The organism is Haloimpatiens myeolchijeotgali (assembly GCF_042688525.2).
In the GTDB taxonomy this organism is placed as follows: domain Bacteria; phylum Bacillota; class Clostridia; order Clostridiales; family Clostridiaceae; genus Haloimpatiens.
The window spans coordinates 690,218-710,451 of sequence record NZ_JBHWAB010000001.1; the positions used below are offsets into that span (position 1 = coordinate 690,218).

The following is a 20,234-nucleotide window of genomic DNA, read 5'->3' on the forward strand; positions in this document are numbered from 1 at the left end:
CACAAATTAGCATCTATATTTAATTAATTTAAAATACTAATTATGAAAGTTCAAATCTTAATTATAAGGGTGATATGTAAATGAAAAGTAGATTATCAATTGGACAGATGTCTAAACTACATAATGTAAGTATACATACTCTTAGGTATTATGACAAAATTGGCTTACTAAAACCTAGTAAAGTAGATGTAAATTCTAATTATCGTTATTATGATGACTATGATTCTGATAGATTAGAGAAAATTAAAGGATTTAAAGTCATAGGAATACCTCTTAATAAAATTAAGTTCCTTTTAGATGGAGATATAGAAGAAGTAGAACAATTATTTTATCATATGAGGAAAGAGTCATTAGATAAAATCAATAAATTAAAAGAAATTGTATATTATTTAGATGAACAGTTAAAGTATATCGAGGAATTTAAAAGGGGAAATTGTTATATTGAACCTAAAATTATTACATTATCAAAACGGGAAGGATATATAATTGAGGTAAGTGAATCTAGTAATTTAGTTGAACGAATTGAAGCTATAGTAAACTTTGATAAAAAAAATAGTACTAATGCTGATGTGTTTTTTAAACCGTCAAGGTTAATAAATATTAAGAGCAATGGTAAACGATGTTTGCAAAATTATTTGGCACTTAAAAGAGGTACGGCATGTGGAGATTCAAAAAATTTATATATTTTAGAAGCAGGAAAATATGCTGTTATTGACCACATTGGACAGGGTAAATATATTAATAAAAGTTACGATAAATTATTGAAATATATTGAGAGTAAAGGAATGAGTATTGAAGAACAAGCTATTGAAATTTTAGTTATAAACCCTAGTTTAACAAATAATCCGGAAGAATGGAGAACACAAATTCAAATTAAAGTAAAATAATGGGGCTGTTGCACTAACAGTAAATACTAAAATATATTGTGTTGATTTAAAATTTAAAAAACAATATATTGTATGTAAATTTCTTAATGCTACAGCCCCATTAATATATTTTAAATTATATAAATTTCTTTAGATTATTTGTTATTTTTTATTTGCTGGGAAATCTTTTCCGTTAATCCATGTAAAACCATAAGATAATAGAGTTTCAATAAAATCTTTATTTCCAATACAAGACCAGTTAGCTTTATAATGAAGACCAAAATATCTTTGTGCCATATTTACATATCCTTGTTCTTGTGTTTTATTTATCATTTCTTCTGCGTATTTTTTTCCACCAATATCAGAAGCAACTTCACGAATTTGTGATAAATTAGATTCGCTAAGTGGTAACCTTTTATGGTTATACTTTTCATCATGTAGTTGCTTAATTTTATCTATAGGCAAATCATTATAACGTTCTTCATGTACTAAAGCTTCAATACCTAGTTTTTTAGCTGGAGATGGATATTTTTTAGGATATCCCATACTTACTAATACAACAGGAAATACACCCTCTGGAAGATTAAGAATAGACTTTAATTCCATAAAGCAACTTTCTACAGTACCAATATATACTGATCCTAAACCTACTGAATCAGCAGCTGTACATATATTTTGAGCACATATAACTGTATCTTGTAGTGCAATCCAAAAATGTCTATAACTTTTTGCAGCTACAAAAGGTGCATTACAAGCTTCAGCCCAACGACCAATTCTGCGCCAATCAATACAGAAAAGTAAGTTCACTGGAGCATTTTGTACTAATTTTTGCATGTCACATTCATCAACTAAACGTTTTTTAGTTTCATTTTCTTTTATTTTGATAATAGCATAAGGTTGTAAGTTACCACCTGTAGCAGCATGTAGTCCAGCTTCCAGCACTTCGCTTAATACATCATCAGGAATTTGTACATCCTTAAAAACTCTACAGCTTGCACGTTCATACAATAATTTCATAGTTTCATTTGAATAATTTCTACTCATTAAATCGCCCCCTGAAATTTATTAGTTTATCTACTCAACTTTTGCAGTAAGAAATATTGTTTAGCAAAGGAAAATGATGTATTGCGTAAGGTTGAGTCTATTTATTTAAAGTATAAAGTCTAGAGTAACTCTAGAGTCAATAGAAATATATAAATTTTTTAAGAAGTGCAGTAAATTCTTATAATATATTTTTGAATGTTATGATAAAATGAAAAATTACGACTAATATCTAATTTATTGAAAAAATTTCTAATAAATGTATAATAAAATAGGGGCTAGAGAAAATAAGAGCAGGAGGTAACAAATGGGAGACAGTTCAAAAAGCACTAAAAAATTAACTTTGATATCATTAATATTAATGATATTCACTTCAGTATTTGGATTTGCAAATATGCCTAGAGCATTTTACTTAATGGGTTATGGAGCTATTCCATGGTACATATTATCTGCAATTGCATTTTTTATACCTTATGCATTTATGATGGCCGAATATGGTGCAGCATTTAAAAATGAAAAAGGTGGAATTTATTCATGGATGGAAAAATCAGTTGGATCTAAATATGCATTTATTGGTACATTTATGTGGTATGCATCTTATATAATATGGATGGTTAATGTTGCTACAACAATATGGATACCATTCTCTAATGCAATTTTTGGGAAAGATGTAACTTCAACTTGGACAATACCTATATTTAATTTAAATTCAACTCAAATACTAGGATTATTAGGTGCTATTTGGATTATATTTGTAACGCTTACAGCATCTAAGGGACTAGAAAAGATAAGTAAAGTAACATCAATAGGTGGTACAGCAGTGGCATTATTAAATATTTTACTAATAGTTGGTGCAATTGTTGTATTAATAGCAAGTGGTGGAAAATTAGCTCAACCAGTAACAGGTTCTTATTCTTTTATTAAATCTCCAAACCCTGCCTATCAATCTCCAATTTCAGTATTATCTTTTTTGGTTTTTGCTATATTTGCATATGGTGGAATAGAAATAGTCGGTGGATTAGTAGATCAAACTGAAAAAGCAGAAGTAACTTTTCCAAAAGGTGTGGCAATGGCAGCTATAATTATAGCAGTAGGATATTCTATAGGAATATTTTTATGTGGTATATTTATTAATTGGCATGCAGTGCTATCTTCAAAAAATGTTAATATGGCTAATGTTGCATATATAGTAATGCAAAACTTAGGATATGAAATGGGACAAACATTAGGATTAAGTCAAGCAATATCACTAACAATAGGTGCTTGGATAGCTAGATTTGTTGGATTATCAATGTTTTTAGCATTGACAGGAGCATTTTTTACAGTAGCATATTCTCCGTTAAAACAGTTAATAGAAGGTACTCCGGCTGAATTATGGCCAGGAAAATTTGGACAAATCAAAGATGGTATGCCTATAAATGCTATGAGAATACAAGGTATAACTGTAGTAGTTATAATCTTATTAGTTTCATTTGGTGGAGAAGGGGCATCACAATTTTTTGCAAAATTAGTGTTAATGACTAATGTAGCAATGACACTTCCTTATATGTTTTTATCAAATGCATTTATTAAATTTAAGAAAAATAAAAATATTAAAAAGCCATTTATAGTTTACAAAAGTCGTGCTAGTTTTATTATAGCATCTATAGTAGTTACTTTCACTGTAGGATTTGCTAACTTTTTCACAATAATAGAGCCAGCAGTAAGAGGAGATATAAAATCTACACTATGGATGATTGGTGGACCAGTATTTTTTACAGGAGTTGCATTAATAATATATAGAAGATATGAAAAGAAATTAAAAGAGAATGAGCAAAATAAAGCTGCATAATATATCATATGTTATTTAGAAAAAGATTAGGTATTATAGAAGGTACTGAAAAAGTACTTTCGTAGTATACTAGTCTTTTTTTATTATTAACTCAACTTTCGCAGTAAAAAAATACTGTCTAGCGAAGGGAAATGATATCTTGCGTAAGAAACATTTGAACAAAGTTTACAAGTTCTTAGCTTTACGAATTTGAAAAAAGTTATTTTTTAATTACTGATTCCTATGGAATATTAATTAAAAAATCTTTTTTCAATATGAGTAAAGCTTAGAACTTGTTACTGAAGTGAATAGTTTCTAAGCAAGATATCATTTCCCGTAGCGGCCATTTTTCATCTGTGAAAGTTGAGTATATAATTAAAGATTTTTCTCTTAACAAAAATCAACCTTTTGAAGGCAAAGCTTCTATTAATAGGAATAATGGAATTGTTTTTGATATGTTAACAGATATTATACATTGAAATCAGTAGATAGAATATGATAGCCTATATGATACACGCAACATGAAATAGAAAGAAAAAAGGGGGAGAGCGTATGGACAGAAGAAAATTGTTATTGTTTGTAAGTAGTTTTATATATTTGATGTTTCTAATTGTGTACAAGGTTTCAGCCGCTCCCGTAACTGTTAGATTTGCAGGTAGTAATAGATATAAAACATCTGTAGAAATTTCAAAAAATAATTGGAGTACATCGGATTATGTAATTTTAGCTTCAGGAGAAGATTTTCCAGATGCTTTAAGTGCAGCTCCATTAGCAAAAAAATATAATGCTCCTATATTGTTAATAGAAAATAATTCTATGAATTCAGATATAGTACAAGAGATTCAAAGATTAGGTGCTAATAATGCGTTTATAGTAGGTGGAACAGGTGTAATATCTGAAAATGTAGAAAATCAGTTAGGTAATCTTAATATAGTATATACTCGTATACAGGGAGAAGATAGATATGAAACAAGTGTGAAGATTGCTGAGATTATTGGAACTAATAGTGGTGTAGTTATTGCTTCAGGAGAAAATTTTCCAGATGCTTTGTCTATAGCGTCTATTGCAGCACAGAATCAAATGCCAATTCTTCTTACTCAAAAGAATGTTTTACCAACAGTTGTAGATGATTTTATTAAAAATAATTCTTCTAATAAATATTATGTTATAGGTGGAAAAGCTGTAGTAAGTGATGAGGTTGTAAATGGATTGAGTAATTTGAAAAGGTTAAGTGGAAGTAATAGATATGAAACTAATTTAGCAGTCATTAATGAGTTCTTAAGTGGAATAAACAAGGAAAATGTATATGTAGCAACAGGACAAGCATTTCCGGATGCTTTAGCAGGTTCAGCTGCAGCAGCAAAAACATCTTCTATGATAGTATTAACAAATGATTTTCATACTTCAACAAATTCTATTGTTGAATCTAATTTACAAAGCATATCGAACATTAAAATATTAGGGGGAACTTCTAGGATATCAGATGAATTAATCAATAAAACAATATATGGTAGAAAAACATCAAGGGTAGTGTTAGGTTATACAGCGTACTATTATCACGGAGATACTGTATCTTATAATTCAATAGTTGCTAATTCAGATTTGATAGATAAAATTGCAACAGCAACATATTCTGTTGATAGTTCAGGAAATTTAAGTGGTGGTGCTCCAACTAACCAGATGACTTATTCAAATGATAATGGCATTGAAACACTAGTAATGATAAGTAATGAATTTAGTGGTAAAGTAGCCTCAAGTATATTAAGAAGTTCTACTAATAGACAAAATTTAATAAATAATATATTAAAAGTTATGAAAGACAATAATTATAAAGGCGTAAATATAGATTTAGAAGGAGTATATTATTACGATAGAAGTTATTATACAACTTTTATGAAAGAACTGTATAATACCCTAAATCCTCAAGGATTTAAAGTGACAGCAGCAATCCCTGCTAAAACAAGAGATAACCCTAGCGATGGTTGGAGTGGAGCTTTTGATTATGCAGAAATACAAAAATACACACATCAAATTCTTATTATGACATATGATGAACATTGGTTTGGAGGAGAACCAGGACCTATTGCATCTATTGGATGGGTAGAGAATGTAATTAAATATGCTTTAACTGTTATTCCGAAAGAAAAGATATTGGTAGGAGTAGCTGCCTATGGATACGACTGGGCATCAAGTGGTACAAAAGCCCATAGTATTGGACAAGCATATAGCACAGCTTCAAAATATGGGGCTTCTGTTAAGTGGGATTATGCTTCTAAAACTCCATATTATTACTATACAGATAGTTCAGGTATTAAGCACACTGTGTGGTTTGAAAATGATACAAGCCTTGGATATAAACTAGATCTTGTAAATAAGTATGATTTATGTGGTATAGGAATATGGAGATTAGGATTAGAAAACACATATTACTGGGACAAAATAGAATTAAAGTTTAAATAAAGGCGAGGGACGGTTCTTCAATTTTAACATCTTTGTTAAAATTGAAGAACCGTCCCTCAACATTGTAAACCAAAAATCAATAACCTATGATTTTGAAAGATTTTTTATTATCGGTTTTATTGATTTCTTTTACGTTGATGTATTCAACTTTGGCAAATTTATTATTATGTTTTAATCTTTGAATGAATTTTTTAATAGATTCATTACTACCTTGAACTTCTATTTTAACAGTACCATCATCTAAATTTTGAACCCAACCAGTTAGGTTCAAAAATGTTGCTGTTCGGTATGTAGAAAATCTATAACCTACTCCTTGAACTCTACCATGTACTATAATTGAATATCTGTTCAATTTTATATGTGCCTACCTTCCTTTATATATTTTTGTTTGAGTTACTATGTTAATCTCATTTTACCATACAGGATAGTATAAGAAAAAATTAATTAACATATACAGTGGTGCCTGTTTTAATTGTGTCATAGAACCACTTAATATCTTCAAGGGGCATTCTAACACAACCAGAGGATCGTCTTTCACCTACAACAGGATCTTTAATGTTTTGATATTTATCCATACTTACAGAGTGAAATAAATAAGAATCATTAAATTCTACCCAATATTTTGCACCTGCTTGAAATTCTTCTGAATAAAACCAAGTTCCTCTTTTTTTAATTTTAAAGACTCCTCGTGTTGTTGGAGATTCGTTTAAACCAGAGGCAATAGATATAGTTTTTGTTAAAGACCAGTTATTTTTATGTCCAGAAAATATATATGTTAATTGTCTATCTAAGTCAACCCAAATAAATTGATCTGTAGTACTATCAAAATTTTTATTATTAACGTAAGTTTCTAATTGATTTTTGCTTAATCTGTTTTTATTTGTATTAGGATCAGGCGGTATACTAATAAATGAATCTTTAATCCAACCTATTTTTCCATTAGATAACTTTTTAACTTTATACCATTTTGTATAATAATCTTCTAGTATTTCTAATTTTGAATCAGATTTTACCTGGTCAATTTCCTCAGAATTATATAAAGAATGGTTAGAATATATAGTTGATGATGCTACTGTAGTACAAATAACAGGAGAAGATTTTATCAAGGAACTTATATATTCAAATGAATTTATATTCTTAGTTGTATTGGAAAAAGTATTAGTAGTTTTAGAGTTTGCAATATTTTTAAGTTCTTTAGATTTAGCACTTTTAATTAAAATTTTATTATGTAGTGCTATTAAAAAAAATATTATGATAAAAATCAAGATTAGGATTGATCTTAAAAACTTAATAGGATGTATTTTGTAATTTTTCATTCAGTATTCTCCTTTATATTTTTTATTTTTTCTATAGTTATTCATATAAGTATATTTAAAATAAAATTAAATTATTGCAGAAAATTTATGTTTAAATTATATAAATTATTTATTTCTATAATTCATTTACTTGTATCTAATTTGTAAAATCTATATAAATAAAAAGAAAAATATGATAAATTTATTTTATATAAGTTTACATACAATATAAAAAGAAAGGTAGGTGAGCTATGGATTTGTATTAGTAAAAATATTAAGATAAGATTTTATATTACAAATCCGTTTAATTATGTATAATAAAAAAATTCTTATAATAGAAGATGAAGAACCAATAGCAGATTTATTATCATATTCACTAAAAAAAGAAGGATTTAGAACTGAAATTGCTAATGAGGGTAAAGTCGGTATAAATAAGGTTAAAAAATTTATACCAGATATGATTTTGTTAGATTTAATGCTTCCAGATATAAGTGGTTTTGACGTGTGCAGAGAAATATCTAAGAATTATTCCATACCAATAGTAATGATTACAGCTAAATCAGATACTATGGATAAAATATTAGGCATAGAGCTGGGAGCTGATGATTATATAACAAAACCTTTTAATATAAGAGAAGCAATAGCTAGGATAAAGGCTATTTTTAGAAGAATTGAATTAACAGAAGAACATAATATAGAGGGTAAAGCTAATGTTATAAAATTAAAAAAAGGTATTGAAATTTATAAAGAAGAAAGAAAAGTTTTAAAAGATGATGTTGAGATTGATTTTACTAATAAGGAATTTGAATTGCTTACTTTTTTGGCAGAGAATAAAAAAAGAATTTTTTCAAGAAGTGAATTATTAGATAAGGTATGGGGATTTGAATATGCAGGGGATACTAGAACTGTAGATATACATGTTCAGAGAATTAGAAAAAAACTAGATGAAGATAAAAAATCTTCAGTTATAGAAACAGTATTTGGAATTGGGTATAAATTAATAGATTAAATTTTGGAGGAAAGGTATGAAGTCTTCGATTCAATATAAAATACTTTTTTCATTTTCAATTGTAATTTTCCTTGTTTTAGCATCTTTAATATTTGTATTACAAAGTACTGTAGATAAAAATAATGAAAAGGTGTTAAATAATGAAATGATTCAAACTAAGAAAGATTTAGATGTTTATTTAAAGCAATATTTTTTAATAAACAATATGGAGGCTAATAAAACAGCGTTTAAAGTAGAAGGAAATAACATTTCTCAAGAGTTAAGCTATAAAGTAGGAAGTAATGTAGTTATTTATGATAAAAACGGTAAAATTATATCTGACTTTGCAAATGAATACATGAAAGTGGACAATAGTGATTTAAAGAGAGCCATCAAGGGAGATATTGCATATGCAATAAACTATATGGATAATAAAGTTATAGTAAATTTATCATATACTGTGAAAGGAAGTAAAAATGATAATATTGGAATTGTAAGGTATAGTAAAGACTATACACAGGTATACAATTCAAATGAAAATATTATATATATAGTAAAAATATTTTCTATTAGTATGTTTTTATTAATATTTGTTATATCTTTTATCATATCTAAGCAAATAACTAAGCCAATCATAGAACTTACAAACAAATCTGTACAAATTTCAAAAGGTAATTTAGATGTAGACATAAATATAAAATCTAAAGATGAGGTTGGACAATTAGGAGACAATTTCAAACATATGGTTGAAAAAATAAAATCTCAAATAAATATAATAAAAAGAGACAGAGATGCACTAAAAGAAATTACCGAACAGAAAAAAATATTTTTTGATAATGTAACCCATGAGCTTAAAACACCGATAACTACAATATTAGGATATGGTGAGATATTAAAAGAAAATGGTTTTACAGATAAAGAATTTTTTGAAAAAGGTGTTTCATGTATAATATCTGAAAGTGAAAGATTAAATAGAATGGTAGTGGAATTGCTAGAACTATCAAAAGCTACATCACAAGATTTTACATATTATTTTTCTAATATAGATTTTACAAAATTAATCAAAAATACTTGTGAAGAAATGAATATAAAAGCTAAAAAATATAATATACTAATAAAATGTTTAGTAGAGGATAACGTAATACTGAATGGAGATAATGATAAACTTAAAGAAATGTTAGTAAACATACTTGATAATTCTATTAAATATGGAAATGTTAACTCTACTATAAGTGTTGAAATGCATAAAAAAAATGAAGTTATTAATTTAAAAATAAAAGATGAAGGTCAAGGAATACCAAAGGAACATTTAGAAAATATATTTCAACCATTTTATAGAGTATCAAAGAAAAAATCTAGAGAAAAAGGAAGCAGTGGACTTGGATTAGCGATTACTAAAGCAATTGTTGAGAAACATGAAGGTACTATAGATATAAAAAGTGAATTAGGAAAAGGAACAACTGTTAATATTAAAGTATTCCAAAATACAAGTTTATAGTTTAAAATTTGGATACAATTAATAGATATTAAGAAACAAGTAAATTGTATAGTTAATAATAGTACCTAATAATTCCAATATGGAAGATTAAAATAAATTTATTAATATAAACAAAAGGATGATATTGAATGAAGAAAAATAATGTATTAGTAAGAAAAATAGTATACATCTTTTTAGTAATTATCTTATCAATTGCTTTAGTTAAAATTATTCCAAGCTTTAATAAAAATTTCAATAAAACAAAGGTAATTAATTTAAATAAAAAGTTATTTAATGAAGAATTTTTGTCAGATGATAAAAGGGAAGAATTAGTGATTAAAGAAGTTAAAAATTTTACTGTAGATGATTCCATACTTAATTTAAGTTGGTTTACTAATGAAAAGATATTAATTGAAAGTTATAAAATGTCAGAGCTGAAAGATAAATATGATAATGGGTATTGGAATATAAAAACATTAGATTTGAATACAGGTAAAAAAGAAGTAGACGGAAAAATTCAAGAAATAATAAAAAATAGGTACAGATTTAAAACGTCTCCTGATAATAAAAATATAATATATGGGAAATATAATAAAGGAAAAAAAGAGATTTATATATACAACATAAGTTCAAAACAACATAAAAAATTAGAAGAAAATTGTAATTTTATAGCTTGGATGCCTGATAGCAGTGGGTTTGTTGGTATTAAAGATAATTATATGCTTTTATATCAATTAAGTGATAATAGTAAAAAAAATATATTAGATATATATAAAGATCAAATTATTAAATATCTTGATTTAAGTGATGCAGATTTTAAAGTTTCGAAAGATGGAAGAAAATTATACTTTTCTGTGGGGTATACAGAAAATTTAAAATGGGTAACACACATATATTCATTAAGTTTGGATAAAAATCAATATTTAAATGAAATATTTAAAGGGGAAATTTACAAATATGAATTTTTAAATGAACAAAAAATTATATTTTTAGGAGATGTTAATGATGTTGAAGGATTATATATATATGACATAAAAAATAAAAACATTAAATGTATAAGTAAAGAAATTATTTCAGATTTTGAAGTGGACTATAGTAGAAGTAAAATAGCATTTAAAACTGATGGAAAAAATGGTATGGAAAAATTAAAAGTTTTTAATATAGATAAAGATGGTTTAGAAAATGGAGTCATATTAGATAATGATTATAACATTTCAAGCAATTTTAAATGGAGTAAAGATGGTAATAAGTTATTAGTTGAAAAATTTTCTAGAGGAGTAAATAAGATATATGTTTTTATGTTTAAATAGAACAATAATTATATATTTACTCAACTTTCGCAGGTAAAAAACAACCGCTGCGGCAAATGATATCTTGCTTAGAAACCTTTCACTTCAGTAACAAGTTCTAAGCTTTACTCATATTGAAAAAAGATTTTTTAATTAATATTCCGTAGGAATCAGTAATTAAAAAATAACTTTTTTCAAATTCGTAAAGCTAAGAACTTGTAAACTTTGTTCAAATGTTTCTTACGCAAGATATCATTTCCCTTCGCTAAGCAGTGTTTTTTTACTGCGAAAGTTGAGATATTTATTAAAACTGTAATGAATATGTTACAACTTCGATACAAATACATGATACCTTGTAAAAAGTAGATTTTATAATTAAATTAAGAAAATTAATGAAAGATAATATTGATAAAATTTATTATATATGGGGGTATATTATATTGTGTGGATTTGTAACATTTTTTAGTAATGAAAAATTGAAAGAAAAAGATAAAAAAAGTATATATTTAATGAATAAATCAATAAAACATAGAGGTCCTGATGATGAAGGAGTGTATATTGACGATAATCTGATTTTTTCATTTAGAAGGTTAAGTATAATAGATTTAGAAAAGGGTAAGCAGCCTTTTTCTTATGAAAATGGGAATTATGTAATAGTCTTTAACGGAGAAATATATAATTATATTGAATTACGCAAAAGATTAAAACTTAAGGGATACAGTTTTGATACGGAGTCAGAAGCAGAAGTTATATTAACTTTGTACAAGTATTATGGAGAGAAATTTGTATCTCAGCTTAGAGGAATGTTTGCTTTTATGATATGGGACAAAAAAGAACAAAAATTAATTGGAGCAAGAGATATATTTGGAATAAAACCATTTTATTATATAGAAAATGATAATGGATTATATTGTGCTTCTGAATTAAAAAGTTTTTTACAAAATGATGATGTTTGTACCAAATCAATTGATGTGCAGTCTTTACATAATTATTTTACATTTCAATTTGTACCAGAGCCAAAAACAATATTAAAAGACTTTTCTATTTTAGAACCAGGAACAATGATAATAAAAGAAGTAGGTAAAAAATTAAAAATAAAAAGATATCATTCTGTAAAAATTAGTCCTATAGCAGAATGTAAAAATGAAAAAGTAAAAAAAATAAGAGAAGTATTAGAACGTTCTGTTTCTATGCATATGAGAAGTGATGTACCAGTTGCTACTTTTTTATCAGGAGGAATTGATTCCACAATAGTAGCGGCTTTGGCAAAAAAAATTAATCCTAATATAAAGTCTTTTACTGTTGGATTTGATGTTAATGGATATAGTGAAGTTGAATTGGCAAAGCAAACGGCTGATAAATTGGGAATAGAAAACATTAGTAAAATGATAACACCTCAGGAGTTTATGGATGAGTTACCTAACATTATATGGCATATGGATGAACCTGTGGCAGATCCTGCGTTAGTACCATTATATTTTATTTCTAAAGAAACTAGTAAGTATGCAAAAGTAGTATTATCTGGTGAAGGATCAGATGAACTATTTGGAGGATATAATATATATCATGAACCTTATTCTATAAAACCATTTTCATATATTCCTAAGGGATTAAAAAGAATATTAAAATGTGCAGCAGGGGCTATACCAGAAGGTATTAAAGGGAAAAGTTTTATAGAAAGAGGATGTACATCTTTAGAAGAAAGATATTTTGGAAATGCTAAGATATTTAATGAAATTCAAAAGGAAGCTTTAATAAAAAATTACAATAAAGAATATTTACCAACATCAGTTACGAAACCATTTTATGATAATGTTAAATATTTAGATGATATAACTAAAATGCAGTATATTGATATTAATACTTGGCTTAGAGGTGATATACTTGCAAAAGCCGATAGAATGACTATGGCACATTCATTAGAATTAAGGGTACCTTTTTTAGATAAGGAAGTATTGAGAGTAGCTTCTAACCTTACTGAAGAAGAGAAAATTAATAAATCTACAACTAAATATTTATTAAGAGAAGCTTTTAAAAGTGAGATCCCATTAGAGGCTGCTAATAGAAAAAAATTAGGATATCCTGTACCAATAAGAATTTGGTTAAAGAATGAGTTATATAATTGGGCAGTTAATATAGTTAAAGAAAGTGAAACTGATAGATATTTAAATAAAGACGTTGTTTTAAAAATGATTGAAAATCATAGAAAAGGAAATGTTGATTACAGTAGAAGAATATGGACAGTACTTACATTTATGATATGGCATAATATTTTTATAGAGAAACAAAAAGATTTTTCTTCCATAGACAAAATAGATAGTTATAAGACATTAATATCATAAAATATAAAAATTAATTAACTCAACTTTCGCATGTGAAAAACAGCCGCTACGGGAAATGATATCTTGCTAAGAACTTGTAAACTTTGTTCAAATGTTTCTTACGCAATATATCATTTCCCTTCGCTAGACAGTATTTTTTTACTGCGAAAGTTGAATAATTAAGTTAAAGATAAATGAATTTAGAGCATAATAAGTTTATGTAAAATTGTACCATGAATAAAATACATTTAGGATTAAAACAATATATAAGAGGATATTAACAATTGAGTGAACTACCAATTATTAGTGGTGGTTTCATGATGGAAGATTGACAATCTAAGCTGTCCTTTAGAGGATTGGAGTATTACGCAAATTTTAGATAAAAAAATAAGAAAGCAGGTGATAGCATGCCACACACTTTACCCAATCTCCCATATGAATATAATGCATTAGAACCTTATTATGATGAACAAACTTTGAGAATTCATCATGATAAACACCATAAGTCTTATGTAGATGGTTTAAATAATGCTGAAACAAAGTTAGAAGAAGCTAGAAAAAACAATGATTTTACATTAATTAAACACTTAGAAAGAGAAATAGCTTTTCACGGGTCAGGACACATTTTACATACACTTTTCTGGGAAAATATAGGTCCTAATGCTGGAGGAAATCCTACAGGTCCCATTATGGATCAAATTAATAAGGATTTTGGAAATTATGAAGCATTTAAAAGTCAATTTACAGCTGCAGCAATAGCAGTAGAAGGTTCAGGATGGACAGCACTTTGTTGGAATCCTACATTTAACGAGCTTGTTGTATTGCAAATAGAAAAGCATCAAAATTTAACTCAATGGGGTGTTGTACCATTACTTGTACTTGATTTATGGGAACATGCATATTATTTAAAATATCAAAACAGAAGAGCAGAGTTTATAGAAGCTTGGTGGAATATTGTAAATTGGAATATAGTAAATGATAGATTTAATGCTAAAAAATAGTAATTAAACCTTTGCAAGTGAAAAATAGTCGATGAGGGAAATGATAGCTTGATGTTAAAGGTTTGTATTATTCAATAAATTTTTAACATAACAAATATTGTATAAATTCACAGAAACCTTGACAGCTTTAGAGAAAGGTTTTATCATAAATACTAAAGTAAAATTCAATAGTATTTGGAGCTCATATAATACCGATGATATGGATCGGGAGTTTCTACGAGAAAACCAATAATTTTCTCACTATGAGTGAATCTGTATGAAATAAGGATATAAATTCTAGTATCAGGTTTGCTTTGAGTTAACCAGATACTAGGATTTTTTTATATTATAAGGAGGACAAGCTTCATGCAGAAAGTAAACAAAAGAAAAAATACTTTATTAGAAAAAGTATTTAAATTATCACAAAATAATACAAATGTAAAAACAGAAATTTTAGCAGGTATTACTACGTTTATAACAGTAGCATATGTACTTTTAGTAATTCCTAATATTTTAAAATTTGGTGGTATGAATGCAGCAGGAGTAAAAGGGGATGCAGCAGGAATATTAACAATTGCAAATGATCCAGTAGTTGCTTCAGCATTTGCAGGCACATGTTTAGCATCAGCGTTAGGTACATTTATAATGGCTTTATATGCTAATTTACCTTTTGCATTAGCACCAGGAATAGGACTTACAGCTTTCTTTGCATATAGTGTATGTATAAGAATGGGATATACTTGGCAGCAGGGGTTAGCTGCAGTACTTATTTCAGGTTTATTATTTATATTAATAACATTAACATCTATAAGAGAAAAAATAGTTGAATCTTTACCAGAAAATCTTAAATTAGCAATAACAGGAGGAATAGGGCTATTCGTTGCACTTATAGGTCTTAAAAGTGGACATATTGTAGTTGCTAATCCAGGTACATTAGTGAGCTTTGGAGATTTTAGAGATCCACATACTATATTAACTTTAATTGGAATAATAATAATATCTATACTTATGGCTCGAAAAGTAAAAGGATCAATGTTAATTGGGATTTTAGCTACTACTGCAATAGGTATACCAATGGGAATTACTAAAATTTCGAATATAAATTTATTTTCAATGCCTACAATAGGAAAAACGTTTCTTGCGTATGATTTTAAAGGATTATTATCACATGGTGGAAGTGGTGTATTAGGCGCTATTACAAGTATATTAATGGTTATTATAACGCTTAGTTTAGTAGATTTATTTGATACAATCGGAACATTAGTTGGAACAGCTCAAAAGTCAGATATGATACAAAGTGATGGTAAAATTAGAAATATGAAAAAAGCATTATTTTCAGATGCTATTGGAACTTCAATAGCTTCAGGTCTAGGAACAACTACTTTAGCTACTGTTGTAGAATCTACAGCAGGTATTGCGGAAGGTGGAAGAACTGGTTTAACTACAATGGTAGTAGGAATACTATTTTTAGTTTCTATGTTTTTTAGTGGACTTGTAGGAATAGTTCCAGCAGAGGCAACTTCACCAGCACTTGTTATTGTTGGAGTTCTTATGATGAGTGCTGTTGTAAAAATAGATTTTGATGATTTTACAGAAGCAGTTCCTGCATTCTTTACAATTGCATTTATGCCATTCAGCTACAGTATAGCTAATGGAATAGCAGCAGGACTTATATTCTATCCAATAATGAAAATAGCAACAGGAAGAAGAAAAGAAGTACATCCTATTATGTACATAATGGCATTTTTATTCATCCTAAGATTTATCCTAATACCAGACTAAGAGTCAGGGACAGGTCTTCAATCTTTAGTAGAAGTGAAGCAAAAGTTAAGGGACAGGTCTTTAATTTAAGGCAAGAACTTAAGAGAAAGTTAAGGGACGGTTCTTCAATTTTGATAAGAATATCAAAATTGAAGAACCGTCCCTTAACTGTTTTGATTGCATTATGATAAGATTTTTAAAAGTAATGGTGCTAAAAATACAGTCATAAGGCCAGCGATACCTATAGCTAAACCACTCATAGCTCCTTCAGTTTCACCAAGTTCCATTGCTTTGGTAGTTCCAACAGCATGAGAAGCAGTTCCTATAGAAATTCCTACAGCTACTTTATCTTTAATTCTAAATAGTTTACATACAAAAGGTCCTATAACGGCTCCCATAATTCCTGTTATTATAATTGCCGCTACTGTAACAGGAGGAATTCCTCCTAATTGTTTTGAAATTTCAATTCCAATTGGTGTAGTTATTGATTTTGGAAGTAGCGAAATACTTAATGCGCTATCTAATTTAAATAATTTACAAAGATAAAAAATAGTTATAATACCACATGAACTTCCAACTAATATTCCACAAATTATAGGAATAGCATTAGCTTTAAGTAATTTGATTTTTTTATATAAAGGTACTGCTAAAACTATAGTTGAAGGTGCTAAGAAGAAATTGATTATGCTTCCACCTTTGTAATAAGAATCAAAATTAATGTTAAAAAGTAATAAAAATATTATAATTAATGTTATAGCTATAAGAAGTGGATTGAAGATTGCACAATTAGTCTTCTTATATACTATGGAGCCAATTTCAAACGCCATTAAAGAAATCATTATTCCAAAAATAGGGTTATTTATAAGTTCAGTCATAATAGTACTCCTTTTTATATTTTAGAAATTAAGTTTTTTTAATAATTGAATAGTTAATCCTGTAACTAATATTATTATTATTGTTGAAATTAAACAGATACATAAAAAAGCTAACCAGTTTCCATTGAGAATTCCTAAACAAGAAATTAAACCGACTCCTGCAGGTAAGAAAAAAAAGGCTAAGTTTTTAAGTAAGAAATCACTTACGTGCTCTATCATAGATAAACGAATTGCATTAGTACAAAGTAATAATAAAAGTAAAATCATACCAATAACATTACCAGGAATGGATGTATTTAAACTAATATGTATTAACTCTCCTAAAAAATTTATTATCAATATTATACATAATTGTTTCAGTAGCTTCACCTTGTCACCTCTTTTCAAAATATCCTATGTTTTTTAAATACTAATAATAAAAATATAGTATAAATAAATAACTGTAAAGCTTCTTAAAGCGTGAGATATATAAGAACTTTTACATTAGCAGTGTTTTTTATCCTTTACATTAATGTTTTCAAAGAATATTTAAGAATCGTGCCTTATATGAAAATTTTGATAAAAATGATATAATAATCTATACATGTATAAACGTATACAAAATTTAAAGATATGTTTATTTAGATAAAGATTTAAGAGGGGGATGACAAATGAAAAGAATTAGTACCAAAATAGTTTTATCTATTGCATTAACTTCTATAATCATTACTTTATTAATAGGCTGTATAAGTTTTTCAAGAAGCAAACAGGTTATTAAACAAGAAGCACAGGAGCGATTAACAGAGATAACTAGAAATAACTCAAATAATCTTAATACTATGAGTTATAATTGTGAGAAAACTGTGAAAGCGGTAACATGCTATATATCTAATACATTGGATATAAATAAAGCTTCTAAAGACAAAGATTATATAAAGCAGTATATAGAAAATGTTAAACCATTTATTAAAAAAATGGGGGAAGATGCAGAAGGAATTAATGGAATATCATTATTTTTAACGAAGGACTTATATCAAATATGGTACAAGGATCAAAATAATAATAGGAATTTTGTGCTTCAGCCTATGATTGATAAGCAGGCTTTTAAAACTGGATCACAGGCAGAGTGGTATAATAGAGTTACTAAAAATAAAGAAGGGGTTTGGGGAGATCCATATGAGGACCCAATATCTAAAAATAAATTAATATCATATTCAATACCGATATATAAAGGAAATATTTTATACGGTGTTGCGTGTGCAGATATGAAATTTGATAAGTTTAAAGAAAACATAACTAATATTAAAGTTTATGATGAAGGCTATGCTTTCCTTTTAAACGAAAAATCAAATTATTTAGTACATAAAAATTATACGATAAAGGATAATTTTAATGAGGTAAACAATGGAATTTTTAGGGATGTTGAACAAAAAGTTAAAAACAATAAATATGGTATAGTACCAGTAAAAGTTAATGGAGAGAGAAATATATTAAGTTATATAAGATTGCAAAATCATAAGATATTAGGTATTATAGTTAAGGAATCAGACATATTTAAAGATATGAACAGACTTCAGAGAGTAATAATAGGAATAGCTATCATTATAATTATATTATCATGTGTAGGAGCATGGATTGTTGGTAAAAAGATATCAGATCCAATAATTAAAGTTACAAAAGCTGTGGATAAAATGGCTAAATTGGATTTAAATGATGATAAAGATTTGGCAAAATGTTTATTACGTCAAGATGAAGTAGGAACAATAGCTCATGCAGTTGTAAATTTAAAAAAAGTTTTAAAGGAATTAGTACTTAATTTAAAGGGAAATTCACAAAAAACTTTAGAATATTCACAAGATATTACAAGTTCTTCACAGCAGTTGACAGATTCTATAACTGCAATATCAAAAACTGTGGATGAATTAGCACAAGGCTCACAAGGACAAGCTGAAAATTGTCAAAATGGTGTAGAAAAATTATTAAGCTTTTCAGATAATATAAAAGAAAGTGTTAAAGTAATAGAAGAAGTAAAAAATTATTCAGAGAATGTTAGTTCTATAAATAAAAAAGGTGTTTATTCTGTAAAAAAACTTATTGATAAAATGGATGTAACAAATGATTTAGGTGCTAAAACTGTAAATAATGTAGAGACATTATCAAATAAATCTAAGTCAGTAAGTATAATAGTACAAACAATAAGGTCTATAGCGGAGCAAACAAATTTATTAGCATTAAATGCAGCTATTGAAGCTGCAAGAGCTGGTGAAGCAGGAAGAGGATTTAATGTTGTAGCAGATGAAGTTAGAGATCTTGCTGATCAAACTTCTAAATCTACAAAAGAAATAGAGTCTATAGTTAATGAAATAGAAAAAGAAATAAATAATACAAAAAATAATGTAGATGCTTCAAGTGGCGCATTACAAGATGCAAATGAGGCAGTAGAAGAATCGAGAATTGCTTTTGAAGACATATACATGGAAATTATCAATATAATAAGTAAAATAGAAATAGCAGCATCTAATTTTGAACAAGTTGATAAAGATAAATCAGAGGTATTAACTTCTATCCAAGAAATATCTGCTATATCACAACAGTCAGCAGCTTCTACAGAAGAAGTATCTGCATCAGTAGAGGAACAAACTGCAAATACGGAAGTTTTAACAAATACAGCTCAAGAACTAAATGATATAGTAGATGATTTAGAATTAATAATAAAGAAGTTTAAGTTAAAGTAATTTAGATTTAGAAATCTGTTATTTATAGTAGCGATTTATAATAGTGTAAGTGAATTTTGCTCCCGGTTGCTCATGCTAAACTGGGAGCTTATAATATATTGTTTAGAAATCTTTTACTTTAAAGATAATTAATAGTTAATAATTTAACTTTCCCAGTAAAAAATACTATCTAGCGAAGGGAAATGATATATTGCGTAAGAAACATTTGAACAAAGTTTACAAGTTCTTAGCTTTACGAATTTGAAAAAAGTTATTTTTTAATTACTGATTCCTACGGAATATTAATTAAAAAATCTTTTTTCAATATGAGTAAAGCTTAGAACTTGTTACTGAAGTGAAAGGTTTCTGAGCAAGATA

Annotated in this window: 15 protein-coding genes and 1 riboswitch; of the genes, 10 read left to right on the forward strand and 5 right to left on the reverse strand. The window is 27.4% G+C overall.

From position 1 onward, the window contains the following. Positions 1-80: 80 nt before the first annotated feature. A complete protein-coding gene (locus tag ACFIJ5_RS03355) occupies positions 81-887 on the forward strand; it encodes a MerR family transcriptional regulator (protein ID WP_379803770.1) in 807 nt (268 codons plus the stop codon). 141 nt (positions 888-1,028) lie between these two features. On the opposite strand, the gene ACFIJ5_RS03360 is transcribed toward ACFIJ5_RS03355, so the two are convergent. Then, a complete protein-coding gene (locus tag ACFIJ5_RS03360) occupies positions 1,029-1,910 on the reverse strand; it encodes a nitroreductase family protein (RefSeq protein ID WP_379803772.1) in 882 nt (293 codons plus the stop codon). Between the two features lie 304 nt (positions 1,911-2,214). On the opposite strand from ACFIJ5_RS03360, the gene yjeM reads away from it, so the two are divergent. Next, a complete protein-coding gene (yjeM, locus tag ACFIJ5_RS03365) occupies positions 2,215-3,738 on the forward strand; it encodes a glutamate/gamma-aminobutyrate family transporter YjeM (protein ID WP_379803774.1) in 1,524 nt (507 codons plus the stop codon). A gap of 531 nt (positions 3,739-4,269) precedes the next feature. Next, complete coding sequence (locus ACFIJ5_RS03370; protein ID WP_379803776.1) at positions 4,270-6,177, forward strand: cell wall-binding repeat-containing protein; 1,908 nt, start codon at positions 4,270-4,272, stop codon at positions 6,175-6,177. Between the two features lie 76 nt (positions 6,178-6,253). Here ACFIJ5_RS03370 and ACFIJ5_RS03375 read toward each other — a convergent pair whose 3' ends face one another. Beyond that, positions 6,254-6,529 (reverse strand): acylphosphatase, encoded by a 276-nt coding sequence (locus tag ACFIJ5_RS03375; protein ID WP_379803779.1) that lies wholly within the window; start codon positions 6,527-6,529, stop codon positions 6,254-6,256. Between the two features lie 88 nt (positions 6,530-6,617). After that, on the reverse strand, positions 6,618-7,493 hold the full coding sequence (locus ACFIJ5_RS03380) for a L,D-transpeptidase family protein (protein ID WP_379803781.1): 876 nt from the start codon (positions 7,491-7,493) through the stop codon (positions 6,618-6,620). A gap of 289 nt (positions 7,494-7,782) precedes the next feature. Between ACFIJ5_RS03380 and ACFIJ5_RS03385 the strand changes: the two genes are divergently transcribed. The 6 genes from ACFIJ5_RS03385 (at position 7,783) to ACFIJ5_RS03410 (ending at position 16,309) form a co-directional block, all read left to right on the forward strand. Further along, the gene (locus ACFIJ5_RS03385) at positions 7,783-8,481 is read left to right on the forward strand and encodes a response regulator transcription factor (RefSeq protein ID WP_379803783.1); all 699 of its coding nucleotides are present in this window, start codon (positions 7,783-7,785) and stop codon (positions 8,479-8,481) included. A 16-nt stretch (positions 8,482-8,497) separates the two neighbouring features. Beyond that, positions 8,498-9,958 carry an ATP-binding protein gene (locus ACFIJ5_RS03390; RefSeq protein ID WP_379803785.1) on the forward strand — a complete coding sequence of 487 codons (1,461 nt, stop codon included), beginning with the start codon at positions 8,498-8,500 and terminating at the stop codon, positions 9,956-9,958. 128 nt (positions 9,959-10,086) lie between these two features. Continuing rightward, the gene (locus ACFIJ5_RS03395) at positions 10,087-11,247 is read left to right on the forward strand and encodes a TolB-like translocation protein (RefSeq protein WP_379803787.1); all 1,161 of its coding nucleotides are present in this window, start codon (positions 10,087-10,089) and stop codon (positions 11,245-11,247) included. 371 nt (positions 11,248-11,618) lie between these two features. Beyond that, a complete protein-coding gene (asnB, locus tag ACFIJ5_RS03400) occupies positions 11,619-13,568 on the forward strand; it encodes an asparagine synthase (glutamine-hydrolyzing) (protein ID WP_404661089.1) in 1,950 nt (649 codons plus the stop codon). Between the two features lie 386 nt (positions 13,569-13,954). Next, on the forward strand, positions 13,955-14,548 hold the full coding sequence (locus tag ACFIJ5_RS03405) for a superoxide dismutase (RefSeq protein ID WP_379803793.1): 594 nt from the start codon (positions 13,955-13,957) through the stop codon (positions 14,546-14,548). Between the two features lie 161 nt (positions 14,549-14,709). Next, positions 14,710-14,811, forward strand: a riboswitch (purine riboswitch). Positions 14,812-14,893: 82 nt separating this feature from the next. Continuing rightward, positions 14,894-16,309 (forward strand): NCS2 family permease, encoded by a 1,416-nt coding sequence (locus ACFIJ5_RS03410; protein ID WP_379803795.1) that lies wholly within the window; start codon positions 14,894-14,896, stop codon positions 16,307-16,309. A gap of 161 nt (positions 16,310-16,470) precedes the next feature. On the opposite strand, the gene ACFIJ5_RS03415 is transcribed toward ACFIJ5_RS03410, so the two are convergent. Both ACFIJ5_RS03415 and ACFIJ5_RS03420 read right to left on the reverse strand, forming a co-directional pair. Continuing rightward, positions 16,471-17,163: an LrgB family protein gene (locus tag ACFIJ5_RS03415; RefSeq protein WP_379803798.1), complete on the reverse strand. Its 693-nt coding sequence runs from the start codon at positions 17,161-17,163 to the stop codon at positions 16,471-16,473. A 21-nt stretch (positions 17,164-17,184) separates the two neighbouring features. Further along, the gene (locus tag ACFIJ5_RS03420; RefSeq protein ID WP_379803801.1) at positions 17,185-17,532 is read right to left on the reverse strand and encodes a CidA/LrgA family protein; all 348 of its coding nucleotides are present in this window, start codon (positions 17,530-17,532) and stop codon (positions 17,185-17,187) included. A gap of 281 nt (positions 17,533-17,813) precedes the next feature. Between ACFIJ5_RS03420 and ACFIJ5_RS03425 the strand changes: the two genes are divergently transcribed. Further along, complete coding sequence (locus ACFIJ5_RS03425) at positions 17,814-19,877, forward strand: methyl-accepting chemotaxis protein (RefSeq protein ID WP_379803804.1); 2,064 nt, start codon at positions 17,814-17,816, stop codon at positions 19,875-19,877. Positions 19,878-20,234: the final 357 nt, after the last annotated feature.